Annotated in this window: 14 protein-coding genes; 9 read left to right on the top strand and 5 right to left on the bottom strand. The window is 66.0% G+C overall.

Features of this window, described 5'->3' with window-relative positions; all coding sequences use genetic code 11:
- Positions 1 to 20 precede the first annotated feature (20 nt).
- Positions 21 to 3,308 (bottom strand): (Fe-S)-binding protein, encoded by a 3,288-nt coding sequence (locus CMASS_RS09520; protein ID WP_022863026.1) that lies wholly within the window; start codon positions 3,306 to 3,308, stop codon positions 21 to 23.
- Between the two features lie 310 nt (positions 3,309 to 3,618).
- Between CMASS_RS09520 and CMASS_RS09515 the strand changes: the two genes are divergently transcribed.
- Genes CMASS_RS09515 through CMASS_RS09500 form a run of 4 tightly spaced genes read left to right on the top strand, consistent with a single transcriptional unit; the run spans position 3,619 to position 7,183 of the window.
- Positions 3,619 to 4,404, top strand: coding sequence for a phosphoadenylyl-sulfate reductase (locus tag CMASS_RS09515; RefSeq protein WP_022863025.1), 786 nt, complete (start codon positions 3,619 to 3,621; stop codon positions 4,402 to 4,404).
- Positions 4,404 to 5,303 carry a sulfate adenylyltransferase subunit CysD gene (cysD, locus tag CMASS_RS09510; protein ID WP_022863024.1) on the top strand — a complete coding sequence of 300 codons (900 nt, stop codon included), beginning with the start codon at positions 4,404 to 4,406 and terminating at the stop codon, positions 5,301 to 5,303. Before CMASS_RS09515 ends, cysD begins: the two co-directional genes overlap by 1 nt.
- Positions 5,303 to 6,574, top strand: a complete 1,272-nt coding sequence (locus CMASS_RS09505) for a sulfate adenylyltransferase subunit 1 (protein WP_022863023.1) — start codon at positions 5,303 to 5,305, stop codon at positions 6,572 to 6,574. The genes cysD and CMASS_RS09505 overlap by 1 nt, the downstream gene beginning before the upstream one ends.
- 21 nt (positions 6,575 to 6,595) lie before the next feature.
- Positions 6,596 to 7,183 (top strand): nucleosidase, encoded by a 588-nt coding sequence (locus CMASS_RS09500; RefSeq protein ID WP_022863022.1) that lies wholly within the window; start codon positions 6,596 to 6,598, stop codon positions 7,181 to 7,183.
- Positions 7,184 to 7,193: 10 nt separating this feature from the next.
- Here the strand turns inward: CMASS_RS09500 and CMASS_RS09495 are convergent, their stop codons facing one another.
- Together CMASS_RS09495 and CMASS_RS09490 are read right to left on the bottom strand one after the other, a co-directional pair.
- Positions 7,194 to 8,546: an AI-2E family transporter gene (locus CMASS_RS09495; RefSeq protein ID WP_022863021.1), complete on the bottom strand. Its 1,353-nt coding sequence runs from the start codon at positions 8,544 to 8,546 to the stop codon at positions 7,194 to 7,196.
- Positions 8,547 to 8,585: 39 nt separating this feature from the next.
- Complete coding sequence (locus CMASS_RS09490) at positions 8,586 to 12,056, bottom strand: bifunctional proline dehydrogenase/L-glutamate gamma-semialdehyde dehydrogenase (protein WP_022863020.1); 3,471 nt, start codon at positions 12,054 to 12,056, stop codon at positions 8,586 to 8,588.
- Positions 12,057 to 12,842: 786 nt separating this feature from the next.
- On the opposite strand from CMASS_RS09490, the gene dnaK reads away from it, so the two are divergent.
- The 4 genes from dnaK (at position 12,843) to CMASS_RS09470 (ending at position 17,103) form a co-directional block, all read left to right on the top strand.
- Positions 12,843 to 14,699, top strand: coding sequence for a molecular chaperone DnaK (dnaK, locus tag CMASS_RS09485; RefSeq protein ID WP_022863019.1), 1,857 nt, complete (start codon positions 12,843 to 12,845; stop codon positions 14,697 to 14,699).
- Complete coding sequence (gene grpE, locus CMASS_RS09480; RefSeq protein WP_022863018.1) at positions 14,700 to 15,419, top strand: nucleotide exchange factor GrpE; 720 nt, start codon at positions 14,700 to 14,702, stop codon at positions 15,417 to 15,419.
- 71 nt (positions 15,420 to 15,490) lie between these two features.
- On the top strand, positions 15,491 to 16,678 hold the full coding sequence (gene dnaJ, locus CMASS_RS09475) for a molecular chaperone DnaJ (protein WP_022863017.1): 1,188 nt from the start codon (positions 15,491 to 15,493) through the stop codon (positions 16,676 to 16,678).
- A 14-nt stretch (positions 16,679 to 16,692) separates the two neighbouring features.
- Positions 16,693 to 17,103 carry a heat shock protein transcriptional repressor HspR gene (locus CMASS_RS09470; RefSeq protein WP_022863016.1) on the top strand — a complete coding sequence of 137 codons (411 nt, stop codon included), beginning with the start codon at positions 16,693 to 16,695 and terminating at the stop codon, positions 17,101 to 17,103.
- Here CMASS_RS09470 and CMASS_RS09465 read toward each other — a convergent pair.
- Both CMASS_RS09465 and CMASS_RS09460 read right to left on the bottom strand, forming a co-directional pair.
- A complete protein-coding gene (locus CMASS_RS09465) occupies positions 17,100 to 18,305 on the bottom strand; it encodes an alpha/beta hydrolase (protein WP_022863015.1) in 1,206 nt (401 codons plus the stop codon). The two genes, CMASS_RS09470 and CMASS_RS09465, sit on opposite strands and share 4 nt — an antisense overlap.
- Before the next feature lies 1 nt (position 18,306).
- Positions 18,307 to 18,582: a hypothetical protein gene (locus CMASS_RS09460; protein ID WP_022863014.1), complete on the bottom strand. Its 276-nt coding sequence runs from the start codon at positions 18,580 to 18,582 to the stop codon at positions 18,307 to 18,309.
- 93 nt (positions 18,583 to 18,675) lie between these two features.
- Here CMASS_RS09460 and CMASS_RS09455 point away from each other — a divergent pair, with 93 nt between their 5' ends.
- Positions 18,676 to 19,488, top strand: a complete 813-nt coding sequence (locus CMASS_RS09455) for a carbon-nitrogen hydrolase family protein (protein ID WP_022863013.1) — start codon at positions 18,676 to 18,678, stop codon at positions 19,486 to 19,488.
- Positions 19,489 to 19,528 lie beyond the last annotated feature (40 nt).

Below are 19,528 nucleotides of genomic sequence, written 5' to 3'. Positions count from 1 at the left end.
CTCAATCGTGCGGGGCCTTATTAATCACTCTTCGGCGGCTGCGGCGCGTCCCCACCCGAGCGCGGCGCCGATTTCGGCGGGGTCGGGATTCCAGACGACTTAGCACTGCCCGGTGTTTGCGGCGGTTTTGGAGCCGCCGGAGTTGCTCGGTCAGTTGGGGTCTTTGGTGGCTGAGGAACCCCCGGTGCCTTGGGCGCCTGAGGCTTCGAAGCTCGCCCATCCTGCGGTGCCTTAGGCGCGGCAGGCGGAGTCGGCACGGTTGAGCCCTTCTTTGCATCGGGTGCTGCAGGCGCGCTCGGAACAGCGGGATCGCTTGGCGCCGCCGGAGCACTTGGTGGCTTAGGCGCTCCAGGTGCTGACGGAGCGGTTGGGGCAGCCGGCGCCGACGGTGCCTTAGGTGCGGAAGGCGCTTTGGGTGCTGCAGGTGGTGCTGCGGGAGTGCTCGGTGTGCTCGGGGGCTTTGGCGCCCCAGGGGCGGTCGGTGCTGCTGGGGCAGATGGCGCCTCGGGTGCAGCGGGCTTGGGCGCAGCAGGAGCGCTCGGAGCCTGCGGAACAGAGGCCTTTGGAGTCGAGGGGGCCGCCGGGGCGGATGGTGCCGAGGGCGCACTCGGCGCCTTGGGCGCGCCGGACACTTTTGGAGCGCCCGGTGCTGCCGGCGCGCTGGGAGCCTTTGGGGCACTGGGGGCGGCAGGAGCCTGAGCCGACGGTGCCTTAGGCGCGTTGGGGGCCGAGGGAGCGCTCGGTGCGCTTGGACTGCTTGGCACGCTTGGCGCTTTCGGTGCCTGGGAGCCCTCCGAAGTGCCAGGGGGTTTCGGAGCGCCAGGTGCGGGCGGTGTGGCCGGAGCCTTGGGAGCGCCTGGAGCCTTGGGAGCGCTCGGCGCTGCTGGGGCGCTGGGGGCACTAGGCGCCTTGGGCGCCGACGGAGCCGACGGAGCGGTTGGGGTCGACGGAGCCGCAGGGGCTTGCGGAGTGGATGGCGCAGCAGCACCAGGTGCCTTGGGTGCCGATGGAGCCTTAGGTGCCGCGGTGGTTGCCTTCGCAGCTGGTGCCTTGGGAGCCGGCGTCTTATCGGCATCGGCCTCGCCCGCTGCTGCGTCAGAGGGCGAGCCCGTGCTCACCGTCGAAATGCGCTTCGGGGTGCCCAAGAACGCCTTCGCGCGCGGGGCGGGCAGCTCGCCGTCGGGGGCGATGGAGTTGCGGAGCATGACTGCTACGTCGTTGACCTGGGCGGGCTTTTCCGTCTTCTCTGCCTGGTCTTTGCCGGCCAGCGCCTTCACGCCGCCGGTGAGCATGACATTGCAGTATGGGCAGCCGGTAGCGATCTCTTCCGCGCCGGTCTCCAGCGCCTGCTCGGTGCGAAACTCGTTGATGCGGCGGCCGAGCTTTTCTTCTATGAACATCCGCGCGCCGCCCGCGCCACAGCAAAATGCCTCTTCGCGCGTCTTGTCCATCTCTTTAAGCTGCACGCCGGTCGCCTCCAGCAGCTCCCGCGGCGGGTCGTAGACGCGGTTGTGCCGGCCCAAGAAGCACGGGTCGTGGTAGGTGATCGGCTTGCGGTTGTGCTCGGTGCGGGGGACCGGTCGGAGCAACTTTTCGCGTACCAGGCGGTTGAGTAGCTGGGTGTGGTGGAAGACGTCGAAATGCCCGTCAAAGTCCGGGTACTCGTTGCGTAGCGTGTTAAAGCAGTGCGGGCACGTGGTGATGATCTTCCGCTGCCCCTTGGGCACGCCGGTGAAGGTTTCGTTGAGGGTCTCCACGTTTTGCTGCGCCATCATCTGGAACAAAAATTCGTTGCCGGCGCGGCGGGCCGGATCGCCCGTACAGGTCTCCCCGGTGGCGAGCACGCCGAACTTCACGCCGGCGGTGTGCAGCAGATCCACGGTCGCGCGGGTCGTCGCGCGCCCCGCGTCGTCGTAGGCGCCGGCGCAGCCGACCCACAGCAGGTACTCGAGATCGGAGAAATCCGTGTCATCTTCGCCGATGATGGGCACCTCGATGCCATCGGCACGCGCCTCGTCGATCCAGGTGCGGCGCTCGCTGGAGTTGCGGCCCCACGGGTTGCCCTTGGTCTCAATGTTTTTAAACAGGCCGGTCAGCTCCGAGGGGAACTCGGAGTCCGCGAGCACGCGGAAGCGGCGCAGGTCCGCAACGTGGTCGATGTGCTCGATGTCCACCGGGCACTGGTCCACACACGCGCCGCAGTTGGTGCACGACCACAAAACGTCATCTGAGATGACGTCCGTCATGCTCCGCGCCATGGACAACACGTCGACCCCGGCATGCGAGTCATCGGCACGCAAGGCGTCCGCGTCGGTGGCTGCGACCGCGCCCTTTTTGATGTCCAGCATGAGCTTTTTCGGGCTCAGCGGTTTCTGCGTGTTCCATGCCGGGCAGAGATCCTGGCAGCGGCCGCACTCCGTGCACACCGACGAATCCAGCAGCATCTTCCACGACGCGTCTTTCAGCTGGCCGACTCCCAAGGTGTCGTCGTCTTCGACGTTGCCCAGGTCAACCTTCTTTGCGCCCGAGGTCATCGGGTTGAGCGCGCCAAGTGCCTTCTTCCCGTCCGCGTTGCGCTGGAAGAAAATGTTGAACGGCGCGGCAAAGCGGTGCCAGGCGACACCCCAGCCCAGGTGGCGGCCCACCAAGACCAGAAAGACCATGCCGGTCAGCAGCTTCACCAGCGCGAAGATGGAAACCAGCACCGGGGAGGCGGGCAGCAGCGTGGCGATGCCCGCAGAGACCGGATCCGTCCACCGCGCGTGCCCGAAGGTGGCGATCTTCGCCGCCTTGACCAGCAGCATGCCGAGGCCTTCGACGAAGACGATGGCCTCAATCGCATACGCGGAGCGCTGGTTGGAGTTATAAAACCGGCTCGAGCGCTTTTTGGGGCGGGACAGCTGCCGCACCGCGATGAGGTAGCCGATGCCGACGACGGTGCCCACCGCGAGGATCTCCTCCGCCAGGTGGTAGACCCACGTGTCAGATACCCACGGCCAGCCGCCGGCCGGGTTGAACGTTTGAATGTAGGCCTCGAACCACACGACGGATCCGAAAAGGAAGCCCACCATCACCAGCCAGTGCGCGATGTTGACCAGTGGGCGCCCGCGGAAATGGGTGTGCCCGAAGGTCTCTTCTACCACCCGCCACAGGCGGCGGCCCGGCTGGTTGGTGCGCGAACCTTTCGGTAGCGGCTGGCCTTGGCGCACGAAATTCACCAAGCGCCACGCCCCGCGGGCGAACATCGCCCAGGCCAGAAGCGACAGCACGAACCCGATGACGCCTAAGGCGATGGTGGTAGCGGTCATGCCCGAAGCCCACACCTTTCACACACTTTTGACTTGCCTTCAACAAACTCCAGTGCTTTTCACCTTAAACCAGGGCTCGGACACGGCCTAGACGCTGGCATCGTCAAGCACGGCATATACCGTAACCAATAGACCGCTCGGTCTCTAATCCGGGCGAAACCAGGGGAGAATTTAATCCCCGCTCGTAGACTGATTGGTCTGTTAATGTAGTCTGAGCTGTCCGCCATGGGCGAATGAATATCCCTAGGTCGCTGCGGCACACCCGCCGGTTACCTAGAGTGAGATGAGTTCAACGAAGGAGAGTGTGACCATGACCCACAGCGTGGATCTGCTGGGAGGCGGCAAAGACGTCCGCGATCCCAGCATCAGCCCCGAGGGCACGCGCGACACCCGGCCGCTGGAGGAAGAGACCGCGCGGCGCAATAAAGAGCTCGTGGAAAAGTGGGCCGACGAGCTTTACGATGCCCCCGCGGCCGACATCATGCAGTGGGCCGCCGAGAACGCCCCGGGCCGCCTCGCTGTGACGATGTCGATGGAAAACACCGTGCTGGCCGAACTGGCCCAGCAGGCGGGCATCGACGGTGACCTCATCTTCTTAGATACCGGCTACCACTTCCCGGAAACGCTCGAGACCGCCGACAAGGTGGAACAGCGCTACCCGGATCTGACCTTAAAGCGGGTGCGGCCGCTGCTGAGCGTCGAGGAACAGGACGCGCTATACGGGCCGCGCCTGTACGCCCGCGACGTGGCCGCGCACAACCGCATGCGCAAGGTGGAGCCGCTCAACATGGCGATGGATGACTACGCCGGCTGGATAACCGGCCTGCGTCGCGCCGACTCCGAGCACCGCGCCCAGGCGCCGGCGCTCTCCCTCGACCGCACCGGGCGGCTGAAGATCTCGCCCATCATCACGTGGGACTTGGACGACACCGAGCGCTTCATCACTGACCACGACTTGGTCATCCACCCCCTCACCCGGCAGGGCTACCGCTCCATCGGTGACGCCCCGCTGACCTTCCCCGTCGGCGACGACGAGGACGCGCGGGCAGGACGAGTATTCGCAGACGGAAAAGCAGAATGCGGGTTGCACGACTAATGACTTCACTTTCCCCACACCTTCATGACCTAGAGGCCGAATCCATCCACATCCTGCGCGAGGTCGCCGGGCAGTTCGACAAGGTCGGGCTGCTGTTTTCCGGTGGCAAGGACTCCGTGGTGGTCTTCGAACTGGCCCGCCGCGCCTTCGCCCCGGCGACCGTCCCCTTCGAACTCCTCCACGTGGACACCGGGCACAACTTCCCGGAGGTCATCGAGTTCCGCGACCAGCTCGTGGAAAAGACCGGCGCCCGCCTGCACGTGGCCAAGGTCCAGGACTGGATCGACCGCGGCGACCTCCAGGAGCGCCCCGACGGCACCCGCAACCCGCTGCAGTCCGTCCCGCTGGTGGAGACCATCAACGAGCGCGGCTATGACGCGGTGCTCGGCGGCGCCCGCCGCGACGAGGAACGCGCCCGTGCCAAGGAGCGCATCTTCTCCGTGCGCGACTCCTTCGGCGGCTGGGATCCGCGCCGCCAGCGCCCCGAGCTGTGGGACCTCTACAACGGTGGCAAGATGGCCGGCGAAAACATCCGCGTGTTCCCCATCTCCAACTGGACCGAGACCGACATCTGGGAATACATCGGCGCCCGCGACCTCGAGCTGCCGCCTATCTACTACTCCCATGAGCGCGAGCTGTTCAACCGCAACGGCATGTGGCTCGCGCCGGGCGAGTGGGGCGGCCCGCAGGACGGCGAGGAGCTGCAGACCAAGACCGTGCGCTACCGCACCGTCGGCGACATGAGCTGCACCGGCGCCGTGGAATCTACCGCCGCCACCCCCGCGGAGGTGCTGAAGGAAATCTCCGCATCCACCCTGTCCGAACGCGGCGCCACGCGTGCCGATGACAAGCTGTCCGAGTCCGCCATGGAGGACCGCAAGAAGGAGGGCTACTTCTAATGTTTGAAACCCGGGAAACCCTGCGCCTGTGCACGGCCGGTTCCGTCGACGACGGCAAGTCCACCTTCGTCGGCCGCCTCCTCCACGACACCAAGTCGGTGCTGGTGGATCAGCTCGAGTCCGTCGAGCGCTCCTCCGCCGACCGCGGCTTCGACGGCATGGATTTTTCCCTGCTTGTCGATGGCCTGCGTGCCGAGCGCGAGCAGGGCATCACCATCGACGTGGCCTACCGCTACTTCGCCACCGACAAGCGGTCCTTCATCCTGGCCGATACCCCCGGCCACGTGCAGTACACCCGCAACACCGTGACCGGCATGTCCACCTCCCAGCTGGTCGTGCTGCTTCTCGATGCCCGCCACGGCATCGTCGAGCAGACCTACCGCCACTTGAACGCCGCCGCACTGTTGGGCGTGCGCCACGTGGTCCTCGCGGTGAACAAGGTCGACCTGGTGGACTACGACGAGCAGGTCTTCCGCGACATTGAGAAGAAGATCGCGGAGATCACCGACCGGCTCGGCATCACGGATACGACCGTCATCCCGATCTCCGCGCTGCGCGGCGACAACGTCGCAGAGAAGTCGGAGAACATGCCGTGGTACGACGGCCCGACGGTCCTGGGCGTGCTCGAGTTCACCCCGGTGACTGGCGGCCGCGCCGAGGATCTCGACTTCCGCTTCCCCGTCCAGCACGTCATCCGCGAGCATTCCACCGACTACCGCGGCTACGCCGGCCGCATCAAGGCGGGCACCATCGCCGTCGGCGACGAGGTCTCTGCCCCGGGCGGGCGGACCACTACCGTGACCGGCATCGACGTGCCGGGTGACGAAGCCGCGCGTCCCGCCTCCGCCGAGCGCGCCACCACCGGCGACTCGGTGACGCTGCTGCTTGCCGATGACATCGATCTCGCCCGCGGCGACCTCATCACCGGCGCGGATCGCCCGGAGGCCGTCCGCGAGTTTTCCGCCACGCTCGTTGGCCTGACCGACAAGGACGTGCGCGCCGGCCAGATGTACAAGCTGCGCTACGGGTCCGCGTTGGTCAAGGCGCGCGTGTCCGCCATTGAGCGCACCCTTGACCCGGCCGGCGAGGCCCCAACCGAGCATCCGGATGCGGTGGAAATGAACGACGTCTCGCACGTCACGATCCAGACCGCCACCGAGCTGCCGGTCGAGGATTACGCCGCCCGCGGCGCGGTGGGCAGCTTCCTGCTCATCGACCAGTCGAGCGGCAACACCCTGGCCGCCGGTTTCGTCGGCCACCGGCTCCAGTAGGCGCGGCTACAGTCGTAGACCATGGAATGCATCGCTGACCAGCCCCTGTTCGTCGCCGCCGTGGACGGGGAGGCCGAGCGCCTTCCCGACGGCGTGCCGCTCCTTCTCACCGGCATCGGCACCATCACCGCCACGATGCGGCTGACCGCCGAGCTCACCGCCGCCCGCGAGCGCGGCTGCCTGCCCTCGCGCGTAATCAACGTCGGCACCGCCGGTGCCGTGCGCGACGGGATGGCGGGCGTCTACGAGATCGACCGCGTCTTCCAGCACGATTTCTACCTGGACAACATCAGCGGCATCGACAAGCACCTGCTTCCGCGCGTGATCCAGATGCAGACCACGGGCGTGCTCCCCACCGCCGGGCTAGCCACCGGCGACATGTTCGTCAGTGATACCGCCACCCGCGAACGCCTCGCGCGCGACGCCGCCCTGGTGGACATGGAAGGCTACGCGCTTGCCGCGGTGTGCGGCGAGATGGGCGTGCCCGTCACCCTGCTCAAGCAGGTCAGCGACAACGCGAACGAGGATTCACACGGCAACTGGGCGCCGCAGCTCAAGCGCGCGGCCGTGCAGCTGCGCGAGGCCATCGACACGGTCCTCGCGCAGTAGGGCGAGAGCCTTAATAGCCCACGCCTTCCAGCTCCTCGTAGAGCTGGTGCACCTTGTTGCGCGGCGAAGACTCATCGTGGATGTCGCCGGCGGTCTGAATCTCGATGTCGGCCGGGCCAATCTCACCGGAGCGCAGCGACATCATCTCGGCGTGGTAGCGCAGCACCACCGCGATGGTGGCGGCAACCGGGACGGCGAGGAACGCGCCAACGATGCCCGCCAGCGCGGAGCCCACGGTCACGGACAGCAGAATGATGGCTGCGTGCAGGCCCATCGCCTTGGACTGCAGCATCGGCGAGAGCACGTTGCCCTCCAGCTGCTGGACCAGGATGATGAGCAGCAGCGCGAGCAGCGCGTTGGTCAGGCCGTTGGTCACCAGCGCGATGATGACGGCCAGGGCGCCGGCGGAGACGGCACCGATAATCGGGATGAAGCCGGCGAAGAAGGTCACCACGGCGATGACGAGGGCCAGCGGCACCTGCAGGGCCCACAGGCCGAGGCCGATGAACACCGCGTCGACGAAGGACACGATGGCCTGGGCCTGGATGAAGCCCGACAGGGACTTCCAGATGCGGTTGAACAGCTCGGTGCCGTGCCAGCCGATGGCGCTGCCGGTGTACTTGCGCATCCACGGCAGGAAGCGGTCGCCGTCCTTCAGGAAGAAGAAGGTGACCACGAGCATGACAAACAGCGCGGTGAAGAACGACGTGGCGAAGGAAACACCAGTCATTACGCCGGACGCGATCCGCGAGGACTGGCCCTTCAAGAAATCGAGGCCATCGTTAATCACCTGCTGCAGCTGGGAGGTGTCCACCTCGAACGGGAGGTCCTCCATCATGGACGGCAGCTGGCGGATGCCGTCTTCCGCCTGCTGGAGCAGGTCAGAGCCCTGGCTGCGCACCACCGGCGCCATGGCGGAAAACAGGCCCGCCGCGATGAGGAAGGCGCCCAGGATGGTCGTCAGCGCGGCCAGCGCGCGCGGGAATTTGTAGCGGCGCAGGAACGCGGCGACGGGGTAGAGCACCGAGGCGACCAGGAGCGCCAGGATGACCGGCAGTAGGCCTACCCAGATGAACTTGAGCAGGTAGAGCGCCAAGGCGATGCCGGCGACCAGCAAAATGAAGACGCCGGACCACTTGGCGCCGTCCTTGAAGTCGTTTGCGATGACGCGCGTCTTGCGGTCATTCGCGGTGGGCTCGCCGCGGGCGGCCTCGCGGCCGACGCCGGCGTCGTCGTGGGAGACGAGGCGCTTGCCCACGTCACTGTCGCGCGACTTCTCGGCCGCCTCATCCTCTTTCAGCCTTTGGGACAGAGGCACCGACTTCTGATCCGGTGCCTCCTGCGATCGGTTTTGTGTAGTCATCCCTGCCCACTATGCCACAACGTGGGCAGGGACTTTCCTTTACTTCCGGCGCTCGATCCGGCCGGTCTCGCGGATGATGCCGAAGCGGTGCATCGTGACGGAGACCGCCTGCTCGAGCAGGAACGGCAGCATCTCGCGGCGGCCGTCCGCCATGACCGGGTGGTCCAGCACAACGGAGTTGGACTTCACGGCTGCCTTGCGCAGCTGCGGGGCGACATCGCCAAGCGTACGCACGCGGGTGGACGGGGTCTGGGCGATCTCGCGGGCGAAATCCTCGTCCGAGATGTCGCGCACCTCGATGCCCATGCCCTCCAGCTCGTGTGCTTCCTGGGACGCGGCGCTGAAGTGGATGTCCACGCCGGCGCGCAGGGCTGCGAGGATCTGGCGCATCACGTCGCGCAGGTGGTAGTTCTTACCCACGCGCACGCGCAGGCCGCCGAGGAACGGCGTGTAGCGGAAGATGTTCGCCTCCGAGACCAGGCCGGTGCGGTCGTGCATGCGGCCGAACTCGTCCTGCCAGGCCAGCTGGTCCAGTTCCGCGGCGCGCCACAGCCACTCGATGTCCTCTTCGGACATGGAGGAGTGCGCGCGGTCGGTGATCTGACGCAGGTGCTTGGCGATGTAGGCGTTGATGTCCACGTCCTGTGGCTCCAACCGGCCATCCGCCCAGGTGCCCATCTGCGCGACGTAGTTCGGGCCGCCCGCCTTCGCGCCCGGGCCCATGACCGACTTCTTCCAGCCGCCGAACGGCTGACGCTGGACGATGGCGCCGGTAATGCCGCGGTTGACATACGCGTTGCCCACCTCGACGCGCTCCATCCAGTAAGCGATCTCGTCGTCGTCCAGGGAGTGGATGCCGCCGGTCAGACCGAAGCCGGTGGAGTTCTGCCACTTGATGGCCTCGTCCAGGTCCTTCGCGTGCATGATGCCCAGCACCGGACCGAAGCACTCGTTGAGGTGGTACCAGGAGCCCGGCTGCACGTCGTCGCGTACGCCCGGGGTCCACAGCAGGCCTTCATCGTCAAGCTGCTCCGGCTCCAGCAGCCACTTCTCACCCGGCTCGAGCTGGGTCAGGCCGCGCTTGAGCTTGTCACTCGGCGGCTCGCACAGGCCGTTCATGGTGGTCTCGATGTCCTTGCCGTAGCCGACCTTGAGGGTGCGCACGGCATCGAGAAGCTGGTTGCGCAGACGCTCGGACTCGCCGGCGCTGCCGACGAAGATGACGAGCGAGGACGCGGAACATTTCTGGCCGGAGTGGCCGAACGCGGACTGGTAGAGGTCATTGATGGCCAGATCCGGGTCGGCGGACGGGGTGATGATGAGCGAGTTCTTGCCCGAGGTCTCCGCCATGAGGTTCATCTCCGGATCCCAGGAGCGGAAAAGCTTGCCCGTATCGGACGCGCCGGTGAGGATGACCGCGTCGACCTCGTCGTGGGAGATGAGCGCCTTACCGGCGTCGCCCTCGTCGGTGTAGACCAGCTGGACCAGATCGCGGTCCAGGCCGAGCTCGTCGAGGGCCTCGTGGATGAACTTGACCACGAACTCCGCACAGTGGACGACCTGCGGGGCCGGCTTGATGATGACGGCGGAACCCGCCGCCAGCGCGGCCATCATGCCGCCGGTCGGGATGGCGATGGGGAAGTTCCACGGCGGGACCACCACGGTGACCTGGTTCGGGGTGAACTCCGAGCGGGACTTGTCGATCTGGCGGGCGCAGTAGCCGTAGTACGCGCAGAAGTCGATGGCCTCGGAGACCTCCGGGTCGGTCTGGGTGACCGTCTTGTTGGCCTCCCAGGCGGCGACGGAGATGAGGTCATTGCGGTGATCGGCCAGCTTGTCGCCGATCTTTTCCAGCACGTCCGCGCGCTCCGCGCCGGTCTTAGCGGACCAGTCGCGGGACAGCTCCTTGGCCTTGGCCACCGCGGCGTCGATGGTGGAGACGTCCGAGACCTCTTCGACGGTGGACTCGCCCGGGTTGTTGGCCAGCGCCTCGAGCGCCCACTCGCGGTTGGGCTGCAGCGCCGGGTCGGTGTCCGGCTCGTTGTTGAAGCGGCCGGTCTGCTCCGCCTGGCGGCCGGAACCGATCTCTTCCTTGCGGTTCTGGTCGCGGCGCGCGCCGGCGAAAGTGTCCCAGCGGGTGTCCACGGCGTTGCGGAAGAACGCCTCCTGATCCTCCAGCGGGGTGCGGCCATTGTTGCCCTCTTCTTCCGGGGCGAACAGGGCGTACAGGAAGTTCTGGGAGGCGGAGTTCTCCTCAAGGCGGCGCACCAGGTAGCTCACGGCGACGTCGAAGTCCTCCATGTGGACCACCGGGGTGTAGAGGATCTGGCGGCCGGAGAAGAAGTCGCGCACCGCGGCCTGCTGGGCCGGGGACATGCCCTGCAGCATCTCGGAGTCGAGCATGTCCAGCACGCCGCGCTTGACGCCCAGGTGGTAGGCGAAGGCGGCGGTGTAGAGGTTGTGGGTGGCCACGCCGATGCGCAGGCAGCCCGCGAACTCCTCGCGGACCACGTAGTCGAGCAGGCGGTAGTAGTTGGCGTCGACCTCCGCCTTGGTGACGTATGGGGCGACCGGCCAGTTGTGGACCTCGCCCTGGACGTGCTCCATGGAGAGGTTCGCGCCCTTGACCAGGCGGATCTTGATCGGGGCGCCGCCGTCGGCCACGCGCTCCTTGGCAAACTGTGCAAGGTCCTGGATGGCCTCGAAGGTATCCGGCAGGTAGGCCTGCAGCACGATGCCGGTCTCCAGGTTCTTGAAGTCCGGCTCGCTGATGAGCTCCTTGAACAGGCGGATGGTCAGGTGGAGGTCGTGGTATTCCTCCATGTCCATGTTGATGAACACGTTCGGGCTGCGCTTGACGGCCTCTTCGTACAGCGGGCGCAGGCGATCCTTCAGTCGGTCGACGGAACCGTCGATGTCCCACTGGTTAAGCTGCGCAACGACTGACGATGCCTTCACGGACACGTACGTCACGCGCGGATTGCGGATGAGGTTGAGGATGTTCTTGCTGCGGCGCTGCGCCTCTTCCTCACCGAGGACCATCTCGCCGAGGAGGTTCAGGTTGAGCTGCTCGCCCGATTCCTTGGCCTTGTCCAGCGTGGTGTTGAGCGCGTCGGACTCGGCGTCGAGGACGAGGTGGCCGACCATCTGGCGCATGCGCATGCGGGCGAGCGGCATGACCAGATTCGGCAGGATGGGGCCGAAGAAGGCGCCCGCGCCGATCATCAGCGCGTTGACGCGGCCGAGGAAGGCCGGGTCGAACTCCTGGTTAATGGTGTTGAGGGCGTCGGCCGCGGTCTTGTCGTCCTCCGGGCGCATGACGCGATCCACGAAGTCCATCGTGAACTTGATGCCCTGATCCGAGCGCAGCAGGTCAGCGAGCTGCTCGGTGGCCTGATCGTCTTCGTCTTCCGTCGCGGACAGCCAGGTGCGGGCGAGCTGGACTGCGTCATCGACAACCGCGTCTGCCTGGTCGGAATCAGCCAGCGGGGTGTACGGATCGTTCGTCATGTCGAACCTCTGCTTTCGTGCGTAGGTGGTCAAAGGGGATTCGGGGAGGGAAAGGGATTGCGATGGAGTGCGAGGTCAACGCTCAACGTCAACGCACGACGGGTGGCCGATCGCTAGAAAACGCCAAAAGGGGATCCGTCCTTTCATGTCATGAACCGGGTCATGTCTGGGCTCTTCCTCCATGTACTCGCGTTTCCCCATCCGCTTTGCTGAGCTTTCGGAAACGCGTGGAGGGAAGAAACCCCGGGGCATGCCTTAAGCCGCATCATCCCTGGTGGACCGCTCGTTGTGAGGGGCACGCACCCGCGAGCGGGCACCGGTGTGACGCGGCTCAAGTCACATTTCACTTGTTATGTATATCGTAAAATTTCCAGTCAGTATAGGGGTGTAGGCCGAGTATTCGCAGCGGGAACGGCAAATTTTTCCGGCTGATTTTTCGGCTGTGTTCTTGGCGGGGGTGGCTCGCTTTGTTCAGCGGCGCGTGCAACTCGTTGACCCACAGTGGCGGTGTTTGGCGCTCAAATTGGCTCTTTCTGGGTCAACGAGTTGCAGGGGGCACTTCGGCAGGATGCCATCACCAGCGCAAACAAAAAAGTTGAGCGAACCGGGAACAAGTTTTGAAAATGTCGCGTTGTATGGGTTGAGTGACGCGCACTCAAGAACGCGGCACACGCGAGAAATCTTTTGTTACAGTGTCTTCCGTGACCGCGTGAAGTTGAGTCGCAAACAGTCAACCTCACTCGGTAGAAGTTACAACGAACTCAACGTAGAAGGAGCTCACACACTATGGGTCGCGCAGTAGGTATTGACCTCGGTACTACCAACTCTGTCGTCTCCGTCCTCGAGGGCGGCGAGGCACAGGTCATCGCGAACTCGGAGGGTGCACGCACTACCCCGTCCGTCGTCGCGTTCTCCAAGAACGGCGAGGTTCTCGTCGGCCAGGCCGCGAAGAACCAGGCCGTCTCCAACGTCGACCGCACCATCCGCTCCGTCAAGCGCCACATGGGCACTGACTGGACGGTCGAGATCGACGACAAGAAGTACACCCCGCAGGAGATCTCCGCACGTACGCTGCAGAAGCTGAAGCGCGACGCGGAGGCATACCTCGGCGAGGACGTCACCGACGCCGTCATTACCGTCCCGGCTTACTTCGAGGACGCCCAGCGTCAGGCCACCAAGGAGGCCGGCCAGATCGCAGGCCTGAACGTCCTGCGTATCGTCAACGAGCCGACCGCCGCAGCCCTGGCATACGGCCTGGAAAAGGGCGAGGAAGAGCAGACCATCCTGGTCTTCGACCTGGGTGGCGGCACCTTCGACGTCTCCCTGCTGGAGATCGGCGACGGCGTCGTCGAGGTCAACGCCACGGCCGGCGACAACGAGCTGGGTGGCGATGACTGGGATAACCGCATCGTCGAGTGGCTCGTGGACAAGTTCAAGAGCCAGCACGGCATCGACCTGACCAAGGACAAGATGGCTATGCCGCGCCTGCAGGAGGCAGCGGAGAAGGCCAAGATCGAGCTGTCCTCGGCGCAGCAGGCCAACATCAACCTGCCGTACATCACGGTCGACTCCGACAAGAACCCGCTGTTCATGGACGAGACCCTGTCCCGCACCGAGTTCCAGAAGATCACCTCCGACCTGCTGGACCGCACCAAGAAGCCGTTCAACCAGGTGCTCAAGGATGCGGAGCTGTCCGTCTCCGACATCGACCACGTGGTCTTGGTCGGCGGTTCCACCCGTATGCCAGCTGTCTCCGACCTGGTCGAGGAGCTGACCGGTAAGAAGCCGAACAAGGGCGTCAACCCGGACGAGGTCGTCGCCGTCGGTGCTGCCCTGCAGGCCGGCGTGCTGCGTGGCGATGTCAAGGACGTGCTGCTTCTCGATGTCACCCCGCTGTCCCTCGGTATCGAGACCAAGGGCGGTGTGATGACCAAGCTCATCGAGCGCAACACCACCATCCCGACCAAGAAGACCGAGACCTTCACCACGGCGGAAGACAACCAGCCGTCGGTCCAGATCCAGGTCTTCCAGGGTGAGCGCGAGATGGCGTCCGCCAACAAGCTGCTCGGCTCCTTCGAGCTCGGCGGCATCGCTCCGGCGCCGCGTGGCGTCCCGCAGATCGAGGTCACCTTCGACATCGACGCCAACGGCATCGTCTCCGTGTCCGCTAAGGACAAGGGCACCGGCAAGGAAAACACCATCAAGATCCAGGAAGGCTCCGGCCTCTCCCAGGAAGAGATCGACCGCATGGTGAAGGACGCCGAGGCCCACGAGGAAGAGGACAAGAAGCGTCGCGAGGAGCAGGAGACCCGCAACAGCGCGGAGAACACCTCCTACCAGACCCGCAAGTTCCTCGACGAGAACGAGGACAAGGTCTCCGAGGACACCAAGACCAAGGTGACCGAGGCTGCTGACGCCGTCGACGAGGCCCTCAAGGGCGACGACATCGACGCCATTAAGTCCGCCGTGGAGAAGCTGTCCACCGAGGCGCAGGAGATGGGCAAGCAGATCTACGAGGCGCAGGCTCAGGAGCAGGGCGGCGAGAACGCTGGTGCTGGCCAGGCCGGCTCCGAGTCCGAGGACCCGAACGTTGTGGACGCCGAGGTTGTCGACGACGAAGAGAACAAGGACGGAGACAAGTAAATGACTCAGTCCAACGGAATGCCGGGAATGTCGGACAATCCCGGCGCCCCTGAAAACACGGACGATGAGGTCACCTCGGCAGACCGTGCTGAGTTCGCCGAGGCGGAAGCTGAGGCAGAAGCCGATGCCGATCCGGATGCCGACGCCGAACCTGGTGTAGCGGCTGCGGATCCGGAGGCAGAGGCCAAGCTTGCCGATGCCGTGGACACCGAGCAGGATGCAGCTGCTGCTGCCGAGGACGCTACCGCGGATCAGGCAGTAGAGGACGGGGCAGCAGTCGGTAGCTCCGCTTCCGACTTGGAGGCTCAGCTGGCCGAGCGCACCGAGGATCTCCAGCGCCTGAACGCCGAGTACACCAACTACCGGCGTCGCACGGAGCGGGACCGCCAGACGGTCATCGACAATGCCAAGGGCCAGGTACTCTCGCAGTTCCTGCCGGTTCTCGATGACCTGGAGCTAGCCCGCAAGCACGGCGACTTGGACGATGGTCCGCTCAAGGCCATCTCGGACAAGTTGCAGGGCGTTCTCGACAGCCAGAACCTCACCCCGTTCGGCGAGGAAGGCGAGGAGTTCGACCCGGAGGTCCACGAGGCCGTGCAGGATCTGTCGTCCGGCGACGACAAGGTGGTTGGCACCGTTCTGCGACGCGGCTACCGCGTGGGCAAAAAGCTGGTGCGCAACGCGCTGGTCATCATCGATGACCCGCAAGACAGCGAGTAAATCACCACTTTGGCGCCGAGAGTTTGCACCCCTCGGCGCCATTTTTCAATCACGAAAGGAGGAGATGCCCAGTGAGCGCTAAACCCGAATGGGCAGACAAAGACTATTACGCGGATCTGGGGGTCTCCTCGTCCGCGGATGCCGGCGAGATCAAGCGCGCGTACCGCAAGCTCGCCCGCGAAAACCACCCCGATACCCACCCTGACGATCCGCAAGCGGCGGACCGCTTCAAGAAGGTCGCTGAGGCCTACGACGTCCTCTCCAACGAGGAATCTCGCAAGGAATACGACCAACTTAAGGCCATGCTCCGCAGCGGCGGAGGCTTCGGCCGGAGAGGAGGCGCCGGGTTTCCCGGCGGGTTTCGCTCGACGGACGAGTTCGACCTCTCGGACCTCTTCGGAGCCCAGTCAACGGGCGCAGAAGGCGGCAACGGTGGCTTTGGGGATATTTTCGGTAGCTTCTTCGATCGCGGCAGTGGCGCTACGCGTTCGGCGCGACCGTCGCGGGGGGCAGATGTAGAAACCGACATCACCCTCGACTTCCGCGAAGCTGCCAAGGGCACCACCATCCCGGTGGAGCTGTCCGGCAACGCCCCGTGCACCACCTGTCACGGGTCGGGCTCGAAAACCGGGAAGACGCAGACGTGCGGGAAGTGCCACGGCACCGGCTACGTCTCGGAAAACCGCGGCGCGTTCGGCTTTTCCACCCCGTGCAGCGAGTGCGACGGGACCGGGCACACCGTCCCGGATCCGTGCGCGACTTGCAACGGCTCGGGAACCGTGCACCGCAAGCGGTCGATCACCGTGCGCATCCCGGCGGGCGTCATCGATGGCCAGAAGGTCCGTCTCGCTGGCCAGGGCGAAGCGGGCCCGCACGGCACCCCGGCGGGCGACCTGTTTGTGAAGGTCTCGGTGAAGTCCGACGACGTCTTCGACCGCAAGGGCGACGACCTGCTGGTCACCGTCCCGGTGTCCTTCGCCGAGCTGGCGTTGGGCGACACCATCGCAGTGCCGACCCTGGACTCGCCCGTCCGGCTCAAAATCCCGGCGGGCACCCCGGACGGGCGGACGCTGCGGGTGCGCAACCGGGGCATCCCCAAGCGCGGCGGCAAGGCCGGTGACCTGCTGGTGACGGTGCAGGTGTCCGTGCCGCGGGATCTCGATGCCGCGGCGGCCAGCGCCCTGCGCCAGTATTCGCAGGCCGAGAAGGACGCGGGCTTTGACCCGCGCGCCGACTGGGCCGGAAACACAGCACGCTAAAGGCGGCGATAGCCATGAGTAACGAAGAGGTCTACGTCATCTCCGTGGCCGCGGAGATGTCCGGGATGCACGCGCAGACCCTGCGCACCTATGACCGGCTTGGTCTGGTTACCCCGGCACGCACCCGCGGCGGCGGGCGGCGGTACTCGGAGCGCGACATCGAAACGCTCCGCCGCATCCAGTCGCTCTCGCAGGATGACGGGGTCAACCTCGCCGGCATTAAGTCCATCATCGAGCTGACCGCCGAGCGTGACCAGCTCGTCCAAGAACGCGATGAGCTGGCGGCAGAAAACGCCCGGCTGCGCAGCGAACTGGCCAGCCAGTCGCGGCGGCGCAGCTCCGGCGGCGAGCTCGTGCACGTCCCGCGTTCGTCGTCTGTGGTCATGTGGAAGCCGCGCCGCGGGCGGGGTAGGGGAGCGAGCTAGTCACTGCCCGCCCCGGGGCTCCCTCGCCGCACTTGGGCGAAGCCATCCAGGAAGCGCTCGTCGCGGAAGTAGCTGCCGTGATCGCCTAGGTTGTTGGACGGCCAGGGCCGCGCTCCGAACATCGGCGACGCCGGATCTCGGCCGTGTACGCCGGCGGCAGGCCCGGTAGTCAGGGTGATCGGGTCGCCCTGCGCGGTCGCCGCGAATACCCGCGGCTCCACGCCCTCGCGCGCCTGCAGGTGGAACTCGCTGACATGCCGGGCGCCGGTGCCGGGGCTGCCGAGCAGCACGAGGTCATCGGCACGCAGGCCCTCCTGGGCGGCCCGGGAGGCGACCACCGTCCCGTACGAGTGCCCCACCACCGTCAGCTGCGCCGTGGGGTAACGCTCAGCCAGCCCGCGCTGGAAGCGCGCCAAGTCGCGCCCACCGGCCCGGGCTGGCTCTTTTTGTATCCCGCGCGCCACACTGTCTGGGGCGCGGTAGCCCAGCCACACCACCCCGGCGGTCCCCGGGCCCATCGCCCGCGCCACCGTCCGGGTGGAATCAACCTGCCCCTGCCAGCTGCCCGGATCGGAGGAGTGCACCCCAGCGACGAATGTGGTGATGGCCTCCGCCGACTCGATGTCGCCCACCGCGGCGACCACCCCGCCGCCCGGGGTCTCTAACACCCGCACATCCGGGTTGTCCGCCGCCAGGCGGGCCACCGCCGGCGGAGCAGAGAGCAACTCGAGTTCGTGGATGGCATCCACGGAAAAGTCGCCGCGATCCGCAAACGGCACCGCGGCTGGTACGTACTCCGGCGTGCACACGGCCTCGAGCCCGCGGGCGCAGGCGAAATCCATCGCCACTCCCAGCCCATCGATGGCTGCGAGCAGGCCATCCAACTCGCCGCGGAAGAGTCCGGCGTCCTGTGCGAAATCGGCGAGCGCGACCAACGCCTCGCGCACCTTCTCCAGCCGCCGCTGCGCGGTGGCGAAGGCTTCTAGCAGGTCGGCGGTGTGATCCAGCGCTGTCGCCGGGGCGCCGAACCAGCGGGACAGCTCCTCCAGCCTCCGCAGCGCCGCGACAGGCCCCGCGCCGGCGAAGTCGGTGTCCTGCACCTCGGACCACGCGCCCTGTAAACGCAGCGCGTACTCGGTCATCCTCGCGGACTCGCGCCGGGAATCGGCCGCCGCCGCGAACAACGTCTCGGACGCGCGCACCTTACAACCCTCCCCGGTAGGCCGTCGCCGCGGCGTCGTCGACGCGGTCGGTGGCGTCGAGGAAGCGGGAGACATCGGCAAGCTGGGAGTCTATCGCCTCGTCCCGGGAGGCCACCTGGCGGCCCACGTGGGCGGTGACCTTCCCCAAGGCGGCGGCCGTGTGCGGGCATTGAGTAATCGGCAACGCGCTGCCCGGCGGGGCGAAGGCGTGGTGCTGGCGCAAAAGATAATCGGCGAAGAAGTGGCGGGCGGAATCAGAAATCTGCAGGTAGTTCATGGCTATTAAGCCTTGACCACCGCGCCCGCGAGCGCACCTTAACGCGCGCCAGCCTGTGGATAACTGCGGCAAACGCTTCTATTCTGGGGCGCTATGAAGGTCGCAGCTGTGCAATTTATCGCTACCGGTAGAGTTTCCGACAACATTGAGCTAGCATGCGCGCGCATCCGCGAGGCCGCGGGCAACAGCGCTCAGCTCATCGTCTTGCCGGAGGCGTCCTCCCAGGCCTTTGAGACCGGCCGCCTCGACGAGCAAGCCGAGGGCCTCGACGGGAAGTTCGCCACCGCGCTTCACGATGTCGCCTCCGAACTCGGCGTCGTAGTCGTCGCGGGCATGTTCCGCCCGGCCGACCAGGTAGAACGCGACGGCAAGACGCTCAACCGCGTGTACAACTCCTCGCTTATTACCGGCCGCGACGTGCACAAGTTCTACGACAAGGTCCACACCTACGACGCGTTCAACTTCCGCGAGTCCGACACCGTGAAGCCCGGCGAAAAGCAGGTGCTTTTCGATGTCGCCGGCGTCACCGTCGGCGTAGCCAACTGCTTCGACATTCGGTTCCCCGCCTTCTTCCAGCAGATGGCGAAAGATGGCGCGGAGCTTATCGTCGTGCCCACCAGCTGGCACGACGGGCCGGGCAAGACCGATCAGTGGCGGCTTTTGAACACCGCCCGCGCCATCGACACGACGTGCTACATCCTGGGCGCCGATCAGGCCAAGCCCGGCGGGGAAGCAGAGGCTGGCAACGATTCGGGCCCCACCGGCGTAGGCCATTCCGTCCTCGTAGACCCGCATGGAGTGCGCACCGCCGAGGCGGGCTACGACGAGGAAATCCTTTACGGCGAGGTGGATCCGGAAGAGGTGCGCAAGGCGCGGAAGGCGCTGCCCATCCTCGATCAGGTGTAGGGCACAGCAATAACCCCGGGGATGCCCGTGACCCGAGTAA

Source organism: Corynebacterium massiliense DSM 45435 (genome assembly GCF_028609805.1).
GTDB lineage: Bacteria > Actinomycetota > Actinomycetes > Mycobacteriales > Mycobacteriaceae > Corynebacterium > Corynebacterium massiliense.
This window is presented reverse-complemented; position numbering and strand designations above follow the sequence as displayed.